Source organism: Paenibacillus taihuensis (genome assembly GCF_003386535.1).
Lineage (GTDB): Bacteria > Bacillota > Bacilli > Paenibacillales > Paenibacillaceae > Paenibacillus_Z > Paenibacillus_Z taihuensis.
Map to the genome: position 1 here is coordinate 40842 of NZ_QTTN01000034.1, position 21201 is coordinate 62042.

Here is a 21201-nt window from a genome sequence, read left to right on the forward strand (position 1 = left end):
GAGTATAACCCTATTTTTTCTATCATACACGTTCTTAATTGTCCACGTCAATCCCGCAGCCGCCTACACATTCTGACATTTGGAGATAAAAGGAAAAAAGCCTCTGAGCAGACCCGCTGGTGGTCTTTCGGAGGCTCTTTAAGTATGGTTGGGCTGGCATTACGGAATGTAAAGCACTTGGCCTTCGCTGACGCTCTGATCCGAAAGCCGGTTATAGAGCGCAATCTCGCGGGGTTGAAGCTGATAACGCCCTGCGATAACGTCGAGCGTCTCCTCGCGCTGCACGATACAGATACGAACTTTGCGGAACGACTGATCTTCGCCGGATCGGCCGAAGAACAGGTTCTTCCATTCGATATCATCGCCGCTCGTTTTGCGCGCTTCCTTCGCCGCTTTCTCAGCTGATTCCTCCGCAGCCGCTCGTGCTTCCTGCTCCCTGCGGCTTGATTGCAGCAAGGATCTGAAGTTGACGCTAGGCTGTGCAGCCTCTGCTTCTTCCTCAGCCGGCTTGCTTGCGAGAGCAACCTTCATCGGCTTAGGTGCTGCCGGTTCGATCTCTGATGCCGAAATATCGCCGAACCGCTGCGCAGCTGGCTCTTCTGCAATCGAAGCAGACGGCTGTCGTCCTATCGATACAGAGTCCTCCGCAGCATTGGCGATGAACGAATTTTCCTCCGGTTGCTGCGCGGAAAGAGCCGCTTCAATCGCTTCATCCGACACTTCCGGCTCAGCTGCTTGAAGTGCCAACTCCGCTTCACGAGCTTCAGCATCCGCTTGCTGCTGTCTCACTATTGCAGCCGCGCGAGCGATCTCTTCCTGCTCGAAAGCCGCCTGCGCCGCTTGAGCCGCTGCATCGCGCTGCGCCTCTTCACGGATGAGCGCATCGCCATAGGAAGGCGAGCTCCCCGCTGTCTCCCAGCCTTCATTACGGACCGCCTGCGGCTGCGCATAACCCGTCTGCTGCTCGAATAACGTCTCGTAATTCGGCACCTCCACCGGTTCTCTTTTGTGTACAACCGTAAAAGGCTCTTCCCGCTGCCATTCCTCCTGCGGGCTTGACTGGCCGAGCTCGATACCTTTCAGCGACAGCACACCCGTGATATTGAGCGTTCGTGTCGACAGCAAGTCGACGTCGAAGTTATCAATCTCCACGGAGATGTCATCCAGCCGGTGGATGCGATTCATAGGAAGCGTAATTTCTACAGGAATCCAGTGTTCAAGCGATTGTTCTGCTAAAGGCTCATCCTGAGCGCGGTAGATCCCGGTCAGGAGCAAATGACCTTTCAACAACACCTGCTCGTCTTGCTGAACAATTCCGATACGAGGAACAAGCTCGATTTCTTCCAGCTCGTCGATCGCCGCTACTTCATCAGGCAAGTGAACCCGTTCATAAATGTCAAATCGTAAACCGTTTGACTGATTGGGCACGGTTGTCGTCCTCCTTTCCCCTCTCACCAAAGCTTGGTTACAGCTTTCTTCCCTATTTATCTATATGGCAAGGGGGAGGTAGGCATGACTACGATTTTCACAGCAAGGCGTAGCGTTCTCGCACTTCTTGGAACCAACTCGGTTCATCCGCATGCACGGTCATCGTATCGAAGCTCCACGGATGAACGAAAGTTAACTGCTCGCCCCGCAGCGCTTGATGGCGAAGTTTGGCGTCGCTTCCTCCGTACAACGTATCGCCGACGAGCGGGTGGCCAAGATGGCTCATATGAACACGGATTTGATGCGTTCTGCCTGTCTCGAGCCATAGGCGAACGAGTGTCGCACGGCGGTATGAGGCAATCACTTCGTAGTGCGTAACGGCATGATCGCCAGAGCCGGCTGGCGTTACCCGTCTGCGCGCGCTGTGATGGCGATCTTTGCTGATCGGCGCATCTATCGTCCCTTTGGCTTTGCGAAGCACGCCTTGGACGAGGGCAACATACTGCCTGCCGATCGTCTTCTCGCGCATCGCCTCGTCTAATCGAAGCTGCGCCAGCTCATTGCGCGCATAGAGCACCGGACCCGACGTATCATCGTCCAATCGGTGAATATGCTTCGCGAGCTGATGCTCACCTCGCTCGATTCCAGCGAGAGCGGCTGCTTCATCAAGTGTTCCGCGCTGGCCAGGAGCATTCGGATGAACCGGCATGCCTGCTGGCTTGTCCATGACGAGGCACCAGTCGTCTTGATAGAGCACATTCGCTTGTGACAACGATGGCAATTGCTTAGAACCTGCCGCTACTTCACGCTGCTGCATCGCCATCCGATAAACCGCATCCTTCGCCGGATCTGCAGGGATGAAGGTGCGAAGCCGGATTGTTTTCCCATCCATCTGAATACCGCCTACCGAGAATAGACGATTGATATAACGTTCCGGAAACAAACCAAGGGCCAGCAGCCATTGCCGCACATGGTGCGGATGACTCCCGGCCTCTATCTGCTGAACGCCGGCAAGGGCAGCCCGGCTCGCCAGCGCATTCGCTGACAAGCTGAGCCACTCCCCGCTTCGTTCATAATTTAATGCGTTTTGACGGTCAACCACGGTTGATCAGCTCCTATTAAAGACGGCGAAGCGCCTCGTCATGTGCCTCGATCGTTGCATCGATTGCCGCTTCGTCATGCACGCCAGAGACGAACATGCCTTCGAACTGGGATGGCGCAACGCTGACACCAAGATCAAGCATCGATGCAAAATACACTTTGAACCGCTCGAGATCCGCTGTCTTCGCTGTATCGTAGTTGATGACATGCTTGTCCGTGAAGAATGGACACACCATCGAGCCGACACGGTTAATCGTTGCCGGCACGCCATGCTTCGCCGCATTCGCCTCGAAGCCGCGCTGCAAACGAACGCTCATCCGCTCAAGCTGCTCGTACGTTTCCGGCTTAAGCAGGCTAAGTGTCGTATAACCGGCAGCCATCGCCAGCGGGTTACCGGACAATGTACCTGCTTGATAGATCGGGCCGCTCGGCGCCATCATTTCCATAATCTCGCGTTTGCCGCCGTACGCGCCAACTGGCAAACCGCCGCCGATTACTTTACCCATACAAGTGAGGTCCGGAGTAATGCCGTACAAGCCTTGCGCACAGTTGTAGTGAACGCGGAAGCCTGTCATGACTTCGTCGAAAATAAGCAAGCTGCCGTATTGCGTCGTAATATCGCGCAGACCTTGCAGGAAGCCTGGCAGCGGCGGAACCACGCCCATATTACCTGCAACCGGCTCGACGATAATACATGCGATCTGCTCGCCGTAGTGCTCGAACGCCATCTTCACAGAGTTCAAATCGTTATAAGGAACGGTAATCGTGTGCGATGCAACGCTCTCAGGCACGCCAGGGCTGTCAGGCAAGCCGAGCGTAGCTACACCCGAGCCTGCTTTGATGAGCAAGCTGTCGGCATGACCGTGGTATGAGCCTTCGAACTTGAGGATCTTGCTGCGCTTCGTGTAGCCGCGTGCAAGACGCAGCGCACTCATCGTTGCTTCCGTGCCGGAGTTTACCATGCGGACGACTTCAACCGATGGCACACGTTCGCAGACGAGTTCTGCCATCAAAGTTTCGAGCTCAGTCGGAGCGCCGAAGCTTGTCCCTTTCTCCGCCGTCTTCTTGATCGCTTCAATAACCTCTGGATGCGCGTGGCCCATAATGAGCGGTCCCCACGAACCGACATAGTCGATATAGCTGTTGCCATCGATGTCGTAGACGCGGTAGCCTTCGCCGCGCTCCATATATACCGGTGTTAGACCGACAGATTTGAATGCGCGAACCGGAGAGTTAACGCCGCCGGGAATAACGGTTTTCGCTTTGGCGAACGCAGCTTTGGAACGATCATCCGACCTTTTCTGATTATTTACATTCATTTGTGACACCTGCCTGTTAAATAGTGACATTCCTATGTTACACTTCTGTAGAGATCGTACAGGCCGCTATATGTATGGAGAAGCCTGGTAATTCAGATGGAGAGGCTGATTGCATTGATCGAACTATTGAAGAAAGTACAGCTATTTGAAAGCCTGAGCAACGAACAGCTCCATCACATTTTGTCGATTGCGAACAAACAAACATTCCCACCCGGAATCGTACTGTTTCAGGAAAATGATCCGGGATCCGCCTTCTATATTTTGCTCAAGGGTTCCGTGAAAATATATACGCGCAGCACATCAGGCGAGGAAAAAGTGCTGTCGCTCATCCAAGCTGGCGAAAGCTTCGGCGAATTGTCGCTCCTTGATGGCAGACCGCGCTCGGCCTCCGCTCAGACGCTTGAATCGACGAGCTTGCTCGTGATCGCAGGCCATACATTCCACGACCTGCTGCGCAATCAATTCGAGATTACGCGTCATATCATGGCAGAGCTGTGCCGCAGACTGCGCGACACGAATCAGCATGTCTATGACCTGACTTTCGTCGATGCCCGCACCCGCGTGCTCAAGAACGTCATTCTGCTCGCGAACCGCCATGGCTCGCGTTCCGGCAACGTCATCTCCATCAAAGTCGCGCTGAACTATGACGAGCTTGCCCAGATGGCAGGCGTTACGAAGCAGGCATTATCTCAAGTGCTTCGTGATCTTGAAGATCGCCATATACTCACATTCGGACTAAATGAATATAAGCTCGACCTTGCCCGCCTGAACGGCTAGTCCGTTCAGGCTTTTTACTGTCTGTCCCTGTCCGTCCGTAAGGCCGACTATTCGCCGCGCAGCCAACGAGCAACATCAAGCGCATGGTACGTAATAATGATATCCGCGCCTGCACGCTTCATCCCCGTCAACGTCTCCAGCACAACCGCACGCTCATCGATCCAGCCGTTAGCCGCAGCGGCTTTCACCATAGAGTACTCCGCACTAACGTTGTAAGCAACAACCGGCAGGTCAAAAGTCTCCTTCAGCATCCGTACGACGTCGAGATAAGCAAGCGCAGGCTTCACCATCAGCATGTCCGCGCCCTCGATGACATCCGATTCCGCTTCACGCAGCGCTTCACGCGCATTCGCTGGGTCCATCTGGTACGTCTTGCGATCTCCGAACTGTGGCGCGGAGTGCGCCGCATCGCGGAAAGGCCCGTAGAAAGCAGAAGCGTATTTAACCGAGTACGACATGATCGGCACCGACTCGAAACCAGCTGCGTCCAGACCTTCACGGATCGCGCCAACGAAGCCGTCCATCATGTTGGAAGGCGCGATAATATCTGCGCCCGCTTCTGCTTGCGATACAGCTGTCTTCACGAGCAGCTCCAGCGAAGAATCATTATCCACAACCGCGTTTCCTGTGCGCGGGTCGTGGTGAATCATGCCGCAGTGACCGTGATCGGTAAATTGGCAAAGGCAAGTATCTGCAACGATAAGCAGTTCAGGCGCCCATTCTTTGATTGCGCGCGTTGCCTCTTGCACGATACCGTTATGATCGTAAGCAGACGTGCCGACTGCATCCTTCGTTGCCGGAACGCCGAACAGCAGGATTGCTTTGACGCCGCTTGCCACAACGTTATCGATCTCTTGCTTGAGCAGGTCCATCGACAGATGATACACGCCTGGCATCGATGCGATTTCTTCTTTAATGCCTGTTCCGACTGTAACGAATAGCGGATAGATCAAGTCATCCACGGTTAATTGAGTTTCGCGCACCAAGCTGCGAAGCCCAGCGGAGCCGCGCAATCTGCGGTTTCTTGTAATTGGAAATGCCATGTTAGTATGCTCCCTTCACCTTGCGATGCGTTGCAATTGCATCAATAAGTCCATCTATGGTAGCCTCTTCAGGCTGAATTGTGACCGTAAGTCCTGCCTCGGCAGCGGTTTGTGCCGTTACTGGGCCGATACATGCAATATCTATGCCTTGCAGCAGCTCTATAGGCTGTTCAACGCCCATGCGTCGCAGCACTTCAAGCAAGTTCGTGACTGTCGAGGAGCTTGCGAACGTAATGACGTTCACTTTGCGCTTCAGCAGCAGCTCGAGTGTCTCTTCGTCTTGATCTTCCGCAAGTACCGTCTCGTACACGTCGATCTCGACAGGCGTAAGCCCTCGTGCCTTCAGCTCGCGCGGCAGCACTTCGCGCGCAAGATCGCCCCGCGGCAGCAGCACGCGCTGCCCTTCAAGCAACTGCCCTTCCAAGCTATCCAGCAGGTTATCCGCTTGGAACTTCACGGGCAGCACATCGACCAGCAATCCGCGTTGCTCCAGCGCTTCTGCCGTCTTCGGACCGACCGCGGCAATACGCGCGCGGTGGAACTGGCGAATATCGATGCGCAGCTTGCTCAGCCAGCCGAAGAAATAATCGACGCCGTTGACGCTCGTGAACATGAGCCAGTCATACTGCTCCGCCGCTTGCAGCGCGGCTGCAATCTCCGCTGCCGCCTCAGCCCCGGCAGGCTCCCTCGTCTCGATAACCGGGAATTCGCATGGCTCGCCGCCAAGCTCTTCAATCTGCTCGACAAGGTCGCTGCTTTGCGCGCGCGCGCGCGTCACTAGCACGCGCGTGCCAAAGAGCGGCTTACGCTCGTACCACATGAGCTTCTCGCGTTGACGCACAACATCGCCGACGACGATCACCGCCGGCGGCTTGAAATCCGCCGCTTGCACGATCGCTTCGATCGTCGCAAGCGTCCCTGTGATCGTCTGCTGCTCCACGCGGGTTCCCCAGCGGACAAGCGCCACCGGCGTATCCGCAGGCTTGCCGTGCTTGATCAACTGCTCGGCGATGTACCCGATTTTCGCTACGCCCATAAGGAAGACGAGCGTACCGGTCGCAAGCGTCACTTTGTCCCAGTGAATCGAATTATCGAGCTTATCCGGACTTTCGTGGCCGGTAATGATGGAGAAAGATGAAGCCAAGTCGCGATGCGTAACCGGGATGCCCGCATAAGCAGGAACGGCGATCGCAGAGGTAATGCCAGGCACGATTTCGTACTCGACGCTGTTCTGCTGAAGCAGCTCCGCTTCTTCGCCGACGCGTCCGAATACGGTCGGATCGCCGCCTTTTAGACGAGTGACAACCTTGCCTTGCATAGCGAGATCCGCAAGCAGCTGGTTAATCTCTTCTTGTTTCATCGTATGACGATCAGGGAGCTTGCCGACGTAGATCTTCTCGGCACCCGGCTTCAGATATTTCAATAATCGCGGGCTAGCGAGCCGGTCATAGACCACAACATCGCAAGCTGCTATGCATTCTTTTCCACGAATCGTGATGAGCTTTGGATCGCCTGGACCCGCTCCTACGAGATAGACCTTCCCCTTGCCATTTCCCTGCAGCACAATAGCTCATCCCCTAACTTCAGCTAGTATACGGTCCGCTCCTCTTGCTTTAAGCAGCGCTGCAGCTTCAATGCCAAGCGCTACTGGGTCATTGCCTTTCAAGGTTTCTTTCAGAAGAACAGTGCCATCCGCCGAACCGACGATACCTGTCAATTCGAGCAGCGCGGAGCCATCTTCTGCTTCGCCCACGATCGTTGCGTGCGCGCCGATCGGAATTTGGCAGCCGCCGTTCAGCGCGCCAAGGAAACTGCGTTCCGCCGACACGGCAAGCGCCGTAAGCGGATCGTTCAGCAGCGCGAGCAGCTCGCGCACCTGTGCGTCGTCCTCGCGGCACTCGATGCCGAGTGCGCCCTGACCAACAGCCGGAACGCATAGCTCTTCCGAGAGGTAGGACGAAATCTTGCCGTCCCAGCTCATCCGGTGCAGCCCTGCAGCCGCGAGCACAATCGCATCGAAGCCCTCTGTCTCCAGCTTCTTGATGCGGGAATCAATGTTGCCGCGAAGCGACTCGATCTGCAGGTCAGGACGCGCATATTTCAATTGGCTGGAGCGGCGCAGACTGCTCGTGCCGACCTTCGCGCCCTGCGGCAGCTCTTCAAGCGACAAGCCGTTCGCCGAGATCAGGCAGTCGCGCGGATCGACGCGCTTCGGAACCGCACCGTTCATAAGCCCCTCTGGCAGCTCGTAAGGCATATCCTTCATGCTGTGAACGGCAAGATCAATCTCCCCGTCGAACAGCGCCTGCTCGATTTCTTTGACGAACAGCCCTTTCCCGCCGACTTTGGACAACGTCACATCGAGAATGCGGTCGCCTTTCGTCACAATTTTGCGAATTTCAAAATCATACGGCAGCCCGTGCTCCGCACAAATCGCTTTCAGCTGATCAATGACTTGGCCTGTTTGCGTCAAGGCCAAAGCGCTTTGGCGTGTTCCAACAACGATCACGCGGCGTCCATCCACAATATATGGCATGTTATTGTCTCCTCTCGGCTGCCTGCTGCAGCCTGTTCATCCACTCATCTATTGGTTCATTGCGGTCCAAGCCATACGCTGTCTCAGCCTCGGCTTGTGCTTCAACTAGCTCCTCCGCAGCTTGCCGCAATAGAATCGTTCGCCTTGCTTCATCTTTCACATGGGCTTGTACATGCACACGAAGCAGCCTAAGTCGTTCGACCAGCTCCTGATAGGCTGGCCCATATTGCTCCGCCAATCGCCGCCTCAATCGTGCAGTCAGCGCCGGACTTGCGCCGCCTGTCGTCACGGTGAGCAGCAGCTCGCCTTGCCTAACCGTTGCGGGCGTAACGAAGTCTCCCGTCTCACCGGCATCCGCAACATTAACAAGCACACCTTCACGTTCGCCAAAAACTGCAATTCTCTCATTCACTTCCCGCGAGTCGGTCGCTGCGAATAGAAGAAAAGCCCCGTGCAGGTCTTGTTCCTTGTATTCCCGCTGCACAAGGCCGATACACTCAGCATTCGCGAGCACTTTCAGCTCTTCAGTTATAATAGGTGCGATAACGACGACTTCGTCCGCCCCGCCTTCCAGCAGGCCGCGCACCTTGCGTACGGCAACTGCTCCGCCGCCAACGACGACGCAGCGCCGGCCTTTAAGCTTCACCATCATCGGATAATAATCTCTCATAGCTTACGGCGATGCGCCCCTTTCGCTACCTCTACGACCAGCTGTGAAAATTCGAAGCTTGATTCATAAACACATTGAGCAGCAGAACGCCGTAGCTGATCAGATTGAGTCTGGCAAACTTCCAGCCAGCGCCGTCAAACCACCGATGCCTGAGCACATTCCAAATATAGATCGCAAGCGCGACGAATGACGTCAGCACCTTCGGGTCAATCAACAAGCTATAACGGCTTTCAACGAGAATCGATGCTACCGCAACCGCAAGCGATAGCATGAGCAGCGGCGTACCAACGAGCGCTACCCGGAACATGAACCGATCCGCTACATCGAGACTCGGCATCCGTTGCATCTGCTTCGTCCACTGTTTACCTTTTAACCTTCTGAACAAGAACATATACATGCCTGAGAAAATAGCACTTAGCGTAAACGCCGTATACGCTAGAATCATGAGAATGACATGCAGGACCAGCATCTCATGCGCCAGCTCCCATCTCTCGAGCGAAGCGCCGGAACCGATGCCGAATAAATTGATCGTTATGACCGCGAAGCCGATAACATTGACGAAGAAAACGATAAGCTCCATTCGAAAAAAACGGCTCATCACTAAAGAAACCGTGATAAGCAGCCAAGAGAAGAGGAGCAAATATTCAAACAATGACAAGAAGGTCATGTCCAGGTGCGATATGATTCGATGAATAATGAAGCCCGTTTGCAGCACCCAGACGAAAATAAGCAGCCCTGTTCCCAATTGTTTCGCTTGCCGATTTCGATCCACGAAATCGGAGAAGTAAAACAGAAGGCTCAGGGCATAAACATACAGCATTCCATCATAAAACCAGTTTTGGGTAACCATAGGCGCCTCCGCAAACTTAGAACAACTTATCTAGTAATCGCCGCTATTGCTCCTGTGCCAAGCGAAGGCAGCATATCTTTGGCAGCAGCTTTGATTTCGCTTTGCACGGCAGCCTGCTGCTGCTTAGCTTTGTTCTCGGTTTGTTCTAGCGTATCTTCGAGTGCGAATAATTTCACGAACATGTCCATCGCTTCGTCAGCCTTCTTCTCGCCGGCCATCTCTTTAATACGAAGGATCGGATCATGCATCATCTGATTCACGATGCTCTTGGTTAGCTTCTGAATGATTTTGAGCTCCCGCTCGCCAAGATCAGGCAGCTTGTTCGCCAAGCTGTCCATCGTCTCCGCATGGATATCAGCGGCTTTCGTCTGCAGCGCACGAATGAGCGGTGCCACGCCAAGCGTCTTATACCATGTGCGATAAGCATCAAGCTCAGCTTGAATAAGTACTTCAATCTTCGCAGCCTCTTGACGGCGCTGCTCCATATTGCTCTCTACGATCCCTTCGAGATCGTCGATATCATACAGGAACACGTTTTCGACCGACGCGATCGCCGGGTCGAGGTCACGCGGAACGGCAATATCGATCATGAACAGCGGACGCGATTTGCGTTTCTGCATCGCAGCAGCCACTTGTTCACGCATAATGACATATCCGTCGGAGCCCGTCGAGCTGATGACGATATCCGTCTCATGCAGACGCGAGATCGCATCTGTCATCGAGAGCGGCGTTCCGTTAAATTTATCTGCAAGCTGTACGGCACGGTCATACGTGCGGTTTACGACAAAGACGCGGCTTGCGCCATTCGCATACAGATGCTTCGCAGTAAGCTCGCTCATTTTGCCGGCACCTACAATCATAATCGTCTTCCCGCCGAATTGGCCGAAAATCCGTTTGCCAAGCTCGACTGCCGCATAGCTGACCGAAACGGCAGCTTCACCGATTGCTGTATCGGAGTGCGCCTTCTTCGCAAGCGTGACAGCTTGCTTGAAGATCGAGTTGAACAACGTGCCTGTTGTTTTATGTTCTTGCGCAAGCGCAAAAGCATCCTTCACTTGACCTAAAATTTGCGTCTCGCCAATAACCATGGAATCAAGGCCGCAAGTAACGCGGAACAGATGATCGATCGCTTTCTCATCTTCATACATATATAAATCCGAGGTAAACTGCTGTCTCGGCGTATTAAACCATTTCTCCATAAAGCTGCGAATGTAATGGCCGCAAAGTGTAGGGCGATCAACAACAGCGTATAGCTCTGTCCGGTTACAGGTCCCTACGATGACACATTCCATAATGCTCTTCGTTTGTTTCAGCTGCTTCAAAGCATCTGGCAAATCTCGCTCAGCGAATGTAAACCGTTCCCGTACTTCAACAGGAGCCGTCCGGTAATTCAATCCGACAACGATAATGTGCATGCGCGTTCACCTGCCCTTCGACATCATTTTTCATCAATTAGTATAGCACAGTAAGGCGAGCTATACCCCTGCAATTATGAAAATTATTTGAAAATCCTAATGGTTGCGCGGGAATAAAAAAAGACTGCGGATTTCTCCACAGTCTCTTTACTATCCGATCAAAGAAATGCTACACAAGCTCTACTTGCTTCATGTCAGCTTCAACGACTTGCAGCTCACCCATACCGCGAACAAGCTTCTTAGCGTGCATTACTTTTGGTTTCAATACAGACATCATGTAGTCGATCGCAAGCTGCGGATCAACTGTTTCTCCACATGTATAACAATCAAGAGCAGCGAAACCTCTCTCAGGATACGTGTGAATGGAAAGATGACTTTCTGACAGCAGTACGAGCACAGTTGCACCTTGTGGTTCAAATTGTTTTGCCTGCACAGAAAGTACGGTTGCACCGCACGCTTCAGCAGCTTCTACCATTTGGGCTTGTAAAAATTCCGCGTTGTTGAGCAGGTCAAAATCTACACCCCAAGTGTCAACAGCAACGTGTCTTCCGAAAGTTGAGTATTCCATCTTTCGGTTCCCCCTTCCTAGGAATAAAATGTTTTGTAATTTCATCCGCTAGGACCTACGTCATTCACTGCCCGAGGGACTTTCCGCTCGCAACATTACCATGTCCTGAGTGAATCCTGGTTCCTAATTGTCTTTGCAACGAAAATAAAAATAACATCTATCACCCAGAAATGCAACAGTTTTTTTTGGAATATTTTTTTGGACCATGCTGCGCAAATTCCACTTTTCAACGTATGTTCGAACTGGACTTTTTGTGTGCGCCCTTACTCGTCCAAGCGCAATAAAAAAAGCCGCATTTCTGCGGCTTTCAGAGGTTCAATTATGAATTGTTTTTTAAGCTTCGAGCTTAAACAAATTGCGCGAATATAGAGCTAGGCGTTCATCGATAATAGCGATTTGTTCTTTATCTTTGCATTGATTCCGCAAATCGAGCAGCTGGTTGATCGCGCCGCGCGCGACTTCGATCTCCTTCTCCACATCCATAATACGAAACGCTGCTTCGAGCTGGCCAACCGTGTCTTTGAATTCAAAGACGACTCTTGATTCACCACCGCGAATTTCGACAATTTTGCGAACAGTACCTTCAGTATAATGATAGGTCATCGTGTAGTTCGGATAAATACGGTTAACGATTGCATCGCCGCGGAATACGGATACCGCTTTGCGCATTGCGTTCGTAAGCTTCGGATGCATAATGCGGCAGGATAGCTCGCATTCGAACCGATCTTGGTCACGCTCGAAAGTAAGGCGGACTTCTTCTTGTCCTGCGTCGTCCTCGAGAACCACCTCGTGATTGCCGTTATCCAGCACCCTCACTTGTTGTTTAATGTGCTGGTCTTCAAAAAACCGGACAAATCCCGCCATCTCTTCAGCCGTTAATTGCAGAGAAGCTTTGACATACTCTGTGGCTATCCGCTGAGCCATAAAAATCTCCTCAATTCTTTAAAGTAACGCATTTGTAAATCTTCTTGCTTACCTATATTATACCTGATCGATTTGCTTTATTCCTGCGCGCCAGCCGCGATATTCTCGCATATTTCTGAATAATCAAGGAGATTTTACGAAGAGTCCACGATTTTATGCGTTATCCTCACTTTTCGAGTGAAACTTCTGCGGTTTCTTCTGCTTCTTCGGCTTCATGCGCTTCTGCGGCTTCTGCCTTCGCTTCCTCGATTGTCGTGTTTATTAAGGCCCACAGCTCGTCGCGGCCAAGTCCAGTCTCTGAGGAGAAGAGTACATGGCGGTCTGCCGGATGGAAACCGAGCGATGTCTTAATCATCTTCACATGCTTATCCCACTTGCTTCTAGGGATCTTATCCGCCTTCGTCGTTACGACGCAGACGGGAATTTCATAATGCTTCAGCCAGTCGTACATGAGAATGTCGTCCTTGGACGGCTCGTGACGGATATCAATGATGAGCAGCACCATGCGAAGCGGTTCGCGGTCGTTCAAGAACGTCTCGATCATTTGACCGAACTGTTGGCGCTGCACTTTCGATACTTTGGCATAACCATAACCGGGAAAATCGACGAGATAGACCTGGTCGTTCACACGGTAATAGTTAAGCTGTTGGGTTTTGCCTGGCTGCGCGCTTGTTCGCGCGAGGCCTTTGCGGTTAATCATCCGGTTAATGAGCGATGATTTGCCGACATTGGAACGCCCTGCCAGAGCGAACTCCGGCAAGGCATCCACAGGGTATTGATCAGGCCTTACGGCACTGATGACGAATTCAACGTTAGTAATTTTCACTTAGGGTAACCTGCTTTCTTCAAACGAAACGGTTGCTCTCACTGATGAAGGACAGATCCAGCTTCCGTTTCCACATGATGCGCCTGATGCACAGGCGTCTCTGCCTTCGCTTCATGAAGCGCGTGCTTAAGCACTTCGTCCATCGAGCTGACAGGGACAAATTCCAGATCGTTCTTCACGCTGTCCGGGATGTCGCGCAGGTCACGCTCATTCTCCTTCGGCATTAGCACTTTCCGGATGCCGGCGCGGTGCGCGGCTAGCGATTTCTCCTTCAGCCCGCCAATTGGAAGCACGCGGCCGCGAAGCGTAATCTCGCCAGTCATCGCCACTTCCTTATTCACATACCGATTGGTCAGTGCAGAGATGAGGGCTGTCGCCATCGTAATGCCTGCAGAAGGACCGTCCTTCGGAATCGCGCCTTCCGGAATGTGAATATGAATATCGTACTTCTCATGGAATTTCGGGTCGATGCCGAGCTCTTCCGCACGTGAGCGCGTATAGCTGAACGCCGCTTGTGCCGATTCCTTCATAACATCGCCGAGCTTACCGGTTAACGTCAGCTTGCCGCTGCCTGGCAGCACCGTCACCTCGATGACAAGCGTATCGCCGCCGACTTCAGTCCATGCCAAACCGGTAACCGCCCCGATCTGATCTTCCGCCTCCGCCATGCCATAGCGGAACTTCGATGGTCCGAGCCATTCCTTCACTCGGGCAGAATCGACGTCAATCGAACTTGTATCTGTATCCGTTACGATCGCCTTTGCAGCCTTCCGGCAAAGCGCCGCGATCTGCTGCTCCAAGTTCCGTACACCAGACTCCCGTGTATACTCGCGGATAACTTGCAGCAGGCTGTCCTCGCTAATGTTCACCTGCTCATCGGACAGACCATGCTCGCGCTTTTGCTTCGGCAGCAAGTAACGATTCGCAATTTGCAGCTTCTCAAGCTCCGTGTAGCCCGGAATGTACAGCACTTCCATCCGGTCGAGCAGCGGTCTTGGAATGTTGTGAATGACGTTCGCTGTCGTTACGAACATGACATTGGATAGATCGAACGGCACTTCGATGAAGTGGTCGCTGAATGTGCTGTTCTGCTCTGGATCGAGCACTTCGAGCAGCGCCGAAGCCGGGTCGCCCCGGAAGTCCTGCGCCATCTTATCGATCTCATCCAGCAGGAACACCGGATTGAGCGAGCCCGCTGTCTTCATGCCTTGAATGATACGGCCGGGCATTGCGCCGACATAGGTCCGGCGGTGACCGCGAATCTCGGCTTCATCCCGAACGCCGCCGAGCGAAATTCGGACGAACTCGCGATTAAGCGACTTGGCAATGGAACGGGCAATCGATGTTTTACCGACACCCGGAGGGCCGACGAGACACAGAATCGGGCCTTTCATCTTCTTCACGAGCTGCTGAACCGCCAAGTATTCCAGTACGCGCTCTTTCGGTTTTTCCAGACCGTAATGATCCTCATTCAGAATCGTTTCCGCATGGTTCACATCGAGGTCGTCCTCGGTCTTCTTGTTCCAAGGCAAGGAGAGTAGCCAATCAATATAATTGCGGATGACACCGCCCTCTGCGGACGTCGATGGCATCTTCTCGAGCCGGTCGATTTCTTTCTCGACCTTCTCTTTCACTTTATCCGGAATGCCGGATTCGGCCATTTGCGTACGAAGCTCTTCCGCTTCGCCGGCACGGCCTTCCTTCTCGCCGAGCTCCTTCTGGATCGCCTTCATCTGCTCGCGCAAATAATATTCCTTCTGCGTCTTCTCCATCTGCTTCTTGACGCGCTGGCTGATCTTACGTTCGAGCTCAAGCACCTCGCGCTCATTGTTCAGAATGTCGAGCAGACGTTCTAGCCGCTCGCGCACATCAATCGTCTCGAGGATATCCTGCTTATCCTTGATCTTCAGCGACAAATGACTGGAGATCACATCGGCCAAGCGGCCTGGCTCATCGATGTCCGATACCGCCGCAAGCGTCTCCGGCGTCACCTTCTTGGACAAGTTGATATAATGCTCGAACTGATTGAGCACTGTCCGCATGAGCGCATCGATCTCCGGATCGGTCGATTCCGACTCCGGCAGCTCCTTGATCGACACTTCGTAAAATTCATCATTCGGCACGTAATCCACAATCTCGGCACGAACGACGCCTTCCACGAGCACACGAATCGTACCGTTTGGCAGCTTGAGCATCTGTCGTACCCGCGCTACCGTGCCCACTCGGAAAATATCTTCTTGGGTCGGCTCTTCAATATTCACTTCTGACTGCGAACATAGCAAAATCATATGATCGTCCAGCATTGCGCGATCGAGCGCGCGTACTGATTTCTCCCTGCCTACATCCAGATGAAGTACCATGCTGGGGTATACAAGCAGCCCCCGTAGCGGCAGCAGGGGCAGACGACGACCTTTCCATTTAGCAGGTCCCATTCCAGCACCTCCGTCTATGAAGCTTCTCATCGAACTTTCAAAGGCCGATGGGTATCGGCCTTTTTATATGAGCTTTTATCCATTTTATCACTGAGCGGAATCCGCCTGCAAATAAGGGAGGCCTGTTGCGATAAAAACATCAGCAGCCGGCGATGGCGCGGCAGCCGGAACAGCCGACTCTTCCGCCCCAAACACATGCTTGAACACCTCTTCGACATGGTCGACCGGGATCACTTGCACCCCTTGCAGCTCGGCAAAAATCGCCTGCCAGTTCTCGCGCGGAATGATGACCGTATCCGCACCAGCCTGGAACGCCGCTTCAACCTTGGCAAGCACGCCGCCTACCGGCTTCACATTGCCATGAATGCTCATCTCGCCTGTCATGGCGAGCTTATTGCTAATCGGCACTCCTCTGATGGCCGAGGCGATTGCAGTTGCCATCGCAATACCTGCAGATGGTCCGTCAATCGGCGTGCCGCCCGGAAAATTAATATGTAAATCGTAGTTTTCCGGCTTCATCCCCATACGGCGCAGCACGGTCAGCACGTTCTCAATCGAGCCCTTCGCCATGCTTTTGCGGCGAAGCGTGCGGCTGCTGCCCCCGCCAAGCTCTTCTTCATCCACGACGCCGGTAATCGTGTATACCCCTTTGCCTGCTCTTGCTCCAATCGCGCTTACTTCGATCTCAAGCAGCGTACCCATATTCGGTCCGTACACAGCCAGTCCGTTCACGAAACCGATCTGCGGTGCCGTTGGCACTTTGCGGTCCGGGCGCGGCGGAATCTGACTGCTGTTCACGACCCACTCGATATCGGCCGCGTTGATTGTCTCACGCTTCTCGGACAGCGCAAGTCCTGCAGCCAGCTGAATAATATTGACGGCTTCGCGCCCGTTCGTCGCATAGCGAGTGATCACGTCAATGGCCTCTTGGGATGGAGGCATGCCAATCTTCTTCAGCGCATTCTCGGCAATTTGCGATATTTCATCCGGCAGCAGCGGACGGAAATAAATTTCCATACATCTGGACCGCAGCGCAGGCGGGAGCTCTTGCGGCGAACGCGTCGTTGCACCAACGAGGCGGAAATCAGCCGGCAAGCCATTTTGAAAAATATCGTGAATATACATCGGAATGCTGTTGTCCTCGGAATTGTAATAGGCGCTCTCGAGGTACACCTTGCGGTCTTCAAGTACTTTTAACAACTTATTCATTTGAATCGGATGCAATTCACCAATTTCATCAATAAACAGCATGCCGCCATGCGCCTTCGTTACTGCGCCCGGCTTCGGCTGCGGAATGCCCGCAACGCCCATCGCGCCGGCTCCTTGATAGATCGGATCATGCACCGATCCGATGAGCGGATCTGCAATACCGCGTTCGTCGAAACGAGCGGTTGTCGCATCGATCTCCGTAAACTTCGCATCCTGCTGAAAAGGTGATGCTGGATTCTTCTTCGCTTCCTCCAGCACAACGCGCGCAGCTGCAGTCTTACCAACACCCGGCGGTCCATAAATAATGACATGCTGCGGATTCGCACTGCACATCGCCGCCTTCAGCGCGCGCAGTCCATCCCGCTGCCCGACAATGTCGTTAATCGTCTGCGGCCGCGTCTTCTCCGACAATGGCTTGGTAAGCGAGACAGAACGCAGCTTGCGCAGCTTATCCATCTCCTTGCGCGACTCACGGTCTACGGCCGTCCGGTTCGTCTTCTGATTGCGAAGCAGGTTCCAGAAATACAGGCCGATGACAATAGCAAAAAACACTTGAATAAACATCAAAATCAAACTTAAGTTACTCATAACGATTACTCCTCTCTAAAAGAAAGAAACGGCTTTTACGCCGCCGCTTCCCCTTTACGAAAAAAATCCGGCTGTAAGGGGCTCATACTGTTCAGTATTGCCCCCCGCCGGATGGAATAATCGCTCTATTCACGTAAAGTTTGCTGCTTATGCCGATGGCACATGCGGCAGATGCTGTTTGCGTCCCGGAATTTCTCCCGTTGCTTCAAACACGCGGACGATCTCGTCAATTTCCTTCTTCAGCTCGGAGAGCAGCTCTGCTTCAGGCACTTTACGAATCATCTCTCCGTAACGGAACAACATGCCTTCGCCGCGAGCTCCCGCAATACCGATATCCGCTTCACGCGCTTCGCCTGGGCCGTTAACGGCACAGCCAAGCACGGATACTTTGATCGGCACTTTGATTTTGCTGATATAGTCTTCAACCTCGTTAGCGATCGAGAACAGATCAATATCAAGACGTCCGCATGTCGGGCAAGATACGAGCGTCGCTGCGTTTGTAATCAGTCCAAACGTTTTCAGCAGCTCACGCGCGACCTTCACTTCTTCAACAGGGTCCGCACTCAAGCTAATCCGAACCGTGTTGCCGATTCCCATTGACAGCAATGCGCCGATACCAGCGGAGCTCTTGATCGTACCCGTATGCAGCGTTCCCGCTTCCGTAATACCGAGGTGCAGCGGGTATTTAATCACTTCTGCCGCCATCCGATACGCTGCAATTGCCATCGGCACGTCGGATGCCTTCAGCGATACGATAATGTCGTGGAAATCCAACTCTTCAAGAATGCCAATGTGGAACAAGGCGCTCTCCACCATCGCTTCCGGCGTAGGATAGCCGTACTTCTCAAGCAGATGGTTCTCCAGCGAGCCGGCATTTACGCCGATTCGGATCGGAATGTTCTTCTCTTTACACGCTTTAACGACCGCTTCAACTTTCTCTCTGCGGCCGATATTGCCTGGATTGATTCGAACTTTATCAACGCCGTTCTCAATTGCTGCAAGCGCCAGACGGTAATCAAAATGAATATCCGCAACGAGCGGAATATGAATGCGTTTTTTAATTTCCTTGATTGCTTCGGCAGCTTCCTTGTTATTGACCGTTACCCGGACAATTTGGCAGCCCGCCTCTTCCAAGCGCAGAATCTCAGCGACCGTCGCTTCAACGTCCGCCGTCTTGGTCGTACACATACTTTGAATGATGACTTCATCGCTGCCGCCAATCGTAAGCGGACCGACTTTGACCGGCACCGTATCTTTACGCAAATACATCAGGTAACCTCTCCCCATCAAGTGTAAACGGCAGCCGCCGTCCGACCTTCGGAGGCAAAGCTAACGTTTCACGGTGAAATATAAGCGTAAGTAATAAGGTGAAACTTATACTTTCTTATATTTAAACGTCAAAGTCCACCTCTGCAGCCGCCCTTAAACTGGCAGGCGACTACAGAGGTGGAAACATTTGAGGTGTTATTTATTGGATCAGGCGCTTTCTTCCTTCTTCTTGCCTTTCTTGGAAACAAGCTCCGGCATGATCCGGTCTTGAACGACCTTCTCTGTAATGGTGCAGCTGCTTACATCGTCACGCGAAGGCACTTCATACATCACGTCGAGCATGAGTCCTTCGATGATTGCACGCAAGCCGCGGGCGCCAGTATTGCGCTTAATCGCTTCTTTGGCGATGGCATCAAGCGCGCCGGCCTCGAATTCGAGCTTCACGTTATCCATCTCAAGCAGCTTCTGATACTGCTTCACGAGCGCATTCTTCGGCTCGGAGAGGATACGTACAAGTGCGCCCTCATCAAGCGGCTCAAGCGTCGAGATAACCGGCAGACGGCCTACAAATTCAGGAATCAAACCGAATTTGAGCAAGTCTTCCGGCAGTACCATCGACAAGTACTCGCCCGCTTTCAGATCCTTCTGACCTTCTCCGCCTGCATTAAAGCCGATCACTTTCTTACCGATTCGGCGCTTAATGAGCTGCTCCAGTCCGTCAAATGCGCCGCCGCAGATGAACAGAATGTTCGTCGTGTCAATCTGGATAAATTCTTGATGCGGGTGTTTACGTCCGCCTTGCGGTGGAACGGAAGCAACCGTGCCTTCAAGAATCTTCAGAAGCGCTTGCTGCACGCCTTCACCGGATACGTCACGTGTAATGGACGGGTTCTCGGATTTGCGCGCTACTTTATCGATCTCATCGATGTAGATAATGCCGCGTTCAGCTTTCTCTACATCGTAATCTGCCGCTTGGATTAGCTTCAGCAAAATATTCTCAACGTCTTCACCGACATAGCCGGCTTCCGTAAGTGAAGTTGCATCTGCAATCGCGAAGGGTACGTTCAAAATCTTCGCCATGGTTTGTGCAAGAAGCGTCTTACCTGAACCCGTAGGACCTACGAGCAGGATGTTCGACTTCTGCAGTTCAACGTCCTCAAGCTTACTCTGCGAGTTGACGCGCTTGTAGTGGTTATAAACCGCCACAGACAACGACTTCTTCGCTTGCTCTTGGCCGATAACGTATTGATCGAGAATCGCACGAATATCGCGCGGCTTCGGAATGTCCTTCAGGTCAAGCTCTTCTTCGTGACCGAGCTCCTCCTCAACGATTTCCGTACATAGCTCGATACATTCATCACATATATAGACGCCGGGTCCGGCGACAAGCTTACGCACTTGATCCTGCGATTTGCCGCAGAACGAACATTTCAGCTGGCCTTTTTCATCGTTGAATTTAAACATGAGTTTTCACCCCTTCTTGTTGGTTCGCCGTAAATTACAGAGACGTTACGACTTTATCGATCAAGCCGTAGTTCAACGCCTCTTCCGCGCTCATGAAGTTGTCGCGATCCGTGTCGCGATCGATACGCTCATAAGTCTGGCCCGTGCGATCCACATAAATTTGATTCAGCTTCTGCTTCGTCTTCAAAATCCAATCTGCATGGATCTTGATGTCCGACGCTTGGCCGCGTACGCCGCCAAGCGGCTGGTGAATCATAACTTCAGCGTTTGGAAGCGCGAAGCGCTTACCTTTTGCTCCTGCCGTAAGCAGCAGAGAGCCCATGCTTGCAGCTAGACCGACGCAAATCGTCGATACATCCGGCTTAATAAACTGCATCGTATCAAAAATACCCATCCCTGCGGTGACGGAACCGCCTGGCGAGTTAATGTACAGATGAATGTCCTTCTCCGGATCATCGGCTGCAAGGAACAGCAGCTGCGCGATGACGGCATTGGCTACATCGTCGTCGATCGCACTTCCTAGAAAAATAATCCGATCCTTCAATAAGCGGGAGTAAATATCGTAAGAACGTTCTCCCCGATTCGTTTGTTCAACGACCATAGGCACCAGATTCATGCGACCAACCTTCTTTCGTTTTCAATTGTCTTACCTCATCCATTTTAACATGTTCCGGATGCAATGTCATTTTTCTAAGTACCACCCTTATGGGGTGCGTGTAACTACATATGTACGTTGCTGGCTCCTGCCGCATGCCAAAAAGCTGCGAGAGGATAAAATAAGG

General features: G+C 52.9%; 18 protein-coding genes. 1 reads left to right on the forward strand and 17 read right to left on the reverse strand.

Going from position 1 to position 21201, the window contains the following annotated elements:
* Positions 1-159: 159 nt before the first annotated feature.
* The 3 genes from A8990_RS23060 to hemL form a co-directional block, all read right to left on the reverse strand.
* Positions 160-1428 (reverse strand): LysM peptidoglycan-binding domain-containing protein, encoded by a 1269-nt coding sequence (locus A8990_RS23060; RefSeq protein ID WP_116191409.1) that lies wholly within the window; start codon positions 1426-1428, stop codon positions 160-162.
* Between the two features lie 97 nt (positions 1429-1525).
* Entirely contained in the window at positions 1526-2530 is a 1005-nt protein-coding gene (locus A8990_RS23065) for an RluA family pseudouridine synthase (RefSeq protein WP_116191410.1), read from the reverse strand.
* Positions 2531-2546: 16 nt separating this feature from the next.
* Positions 2547-3848: a glutamate-1-semialdehyde 2,1-aminomutase gene (hemL, locus tag A8990_RS23070; protein ID WP_116191411.1), complete on the reverse strand. Its 1302-nt coding sequence runs from the start codon at positions 3846-3848 to the stop codon at positions 2547-2549.
* Between the two features lie 114 nt (positions 3849-3962).
* On the opposite strand from hemL, the gene A8990_RS23075 reads away from it, so the two are divergent.
* Positions 3963-4625, forward strand: a complete 663-nt coding sequence (locus tag A8990_RS23075; protein ID WP_181909738.1) for a Crp/Fnr family transcriptional regulator — start codon at positions 3963-3965, stop codon at positions 4623-4625.
* Between the two features lie 47 nt (positions 4626-4672).
* Here the strand turns inward: A8990_RS23075 and hemB are convergent, their stop codons facing one another.
* From hemB to clpP, 14 genes are all read right to left on the reverse strand, one after another.
* A complete protein-coding gene (gene hemB / locus A8990_RS23080; RefSeq protein ID WP_116191413.1) occupies positions 4673-5668 on the reverse strand; it encodes a porphobilinogen synthase in 996 nt (331 codons plus the stop codon).
* A 1-nt stretch (position 5669) separates the two neighbouring features.
* A complete protein-coding gene (gene cobA, locus A8990_RS23085; protein ID WP_245996163.1) occupies positions 5670-7232 on the reverse strand; it encodes a uroporphyrinogen-III C-methyltransferase in 1563 nt (520 codons plus the stop codon).
* A 6-nt stretch (positions 7233-7238) separates the two neighbouring features.
* Positions 7239-8204 (reverse strand): hydroxymethylbilane synthase, encoded by a 966-nt coding sequence (hemC, locus tag A8990_RS23090; RefSeq protein ID WP_116191414.1) that lies wholly within the window; start codon positions 8202-8204, stop codon positions 7239-7241.
* A 1-nt stretch (position 8205) separates the two neighbouring features.
* Positions 8206-8856 (reverse strand): precorrin-2 dehydrogenase/sirohydrochlorin ferrochelatase family protein, encoded by a 651-nt coding sequence (locus A8990_RS23095; RefSeq protein WP_181909739.1) that lies wholly within the window; start codon positions 8854-8856, stop codon positions 8206-8208.
* A 49-nt stretch (positions 8857-8905) separates the two neighbouring features.
* Positions 8906-9724 (reverse strand): cytochrome C assembly family protein, encoded by an 819-nt coding sequence (locus A8990_RS23100; RefSeq protein ID WP_116191416.1) that lies wholly within the window; start codon positions 9722-9724, stop codon positions 8906-8908.
* A gap of 26 nt (positions 9725-9750) precedes the next feature.
* Positions 9751-11139: a glutamyl-tRNA reductase gene (gene hemA, locus A8990_RS23105; RefSeq protein WP_116191417.1), complete on the reverse strand. Its 1389-nt coding sequence runs from the start codon at positions 11137-11139 to the stop codon at positions 9751-9753.
* A 169-nt stretch (positions 11140-11308) separates the two neighbouring features.
* The gene (gene speD / locus A8990_RS23110; protein ID WP_116191418.1) at positions 11309-11707 is read right to left on the reverse strand and encodes an adenosylmethionine decarboxylase; all 399 of its coding nucleotides are present in this window, start codon (positions 11705-11707) and stop codon (positions 11309-11311) included.
* 333 nt (positions 11708-12040) lie between these two features.
* Positions 12041-12631, reverse strand: coding sequence for a non-ribosomal peptide synthetase module (locus A8990_RS23115; protein ID WP_116191419.1), 591 nt, complete (start codon positions 12629-12631; stop codon positions 12041-12043).
* Positions 12632-12797: 166 nt separating this feature from the next.
* Positions 12798-13457, reverse strand: a complete 660-nt coding sequence (yihA, locus tag A8990_RS23120; protein ID WP_116191420.1) for a ribosome biogenesis GTP-binding protein YihA/YsxC — start codon at positions 13455-13457, stop codon at positions 12798-12800.
* 38 nt (positions 13458-13495) lie between these two features.
* The gene (gene lon, locus A8990_RS23125; protein WP_116191421.1) at positions 13496-15889 is read right to left on the reverse strand and encodes an endopeptidase La; all 2394 of its coding nucleotides are present in this window, start codon (positions 15887-15889) and stop codon (positions 13496-13498) included.
* A gap of 87 nt (positions 15890-15976) precedes the next feature.
* Positions 15977-17686, reverse strand: a complete 1710-nt coding sequence (lonB, locus tag A8990_RS23130; protein WP_116191422.1) for an ATP-dependent protease LonB — start codon at positions 17684-17686, stop codon at positions 15977-15979.
* Between the two features lie 147 nt (positions 17687-17833).
* Positions 17834-18955, reverse strand: a complete 1122-nt coding sequence (gene ispG / locus A8990_RS23135; protein ID WP_116191423.1) for a flavodoxin-dependent (E)-4-hydroxy-3-methylbut-2-enyl-diphosphate synthase — start codon at positions 18953-18955, stop codon at positions 17834-17836.
* A 207-nt stretch (positions 18956-19162) separates the two neighbouring features.
* The gene (clpX, locus tag A8990_RS23140) at positions 19163-20419 is read right to left on the reverse strand and encodes an ATP-dependent protease ATP-binding subunit ClpX (protein ID WP_116191424.1); all 1257 of its coding nucleotides are present in this window, start codon (positions 20417-20419) and stop codon (positions 19163-19165) included.
* A gap of 34 nt (positions 20420-20453) precedes the next feature.
* On the reverse strand, positions 20454-21035 hold the full coding sequence (clpP, locus tag A8990_RS23145; RefSeq protein WP_116191425.1) for an ATP-dependent Clp endopeptidase proteolytic subunit ClpP: 582 nt from the start codon (positions 21033-21035) through the stop codon (positions 20454-20456).
* Between the last annotated feature and the right edge of the window lie 166 nt (positions 21036-21201).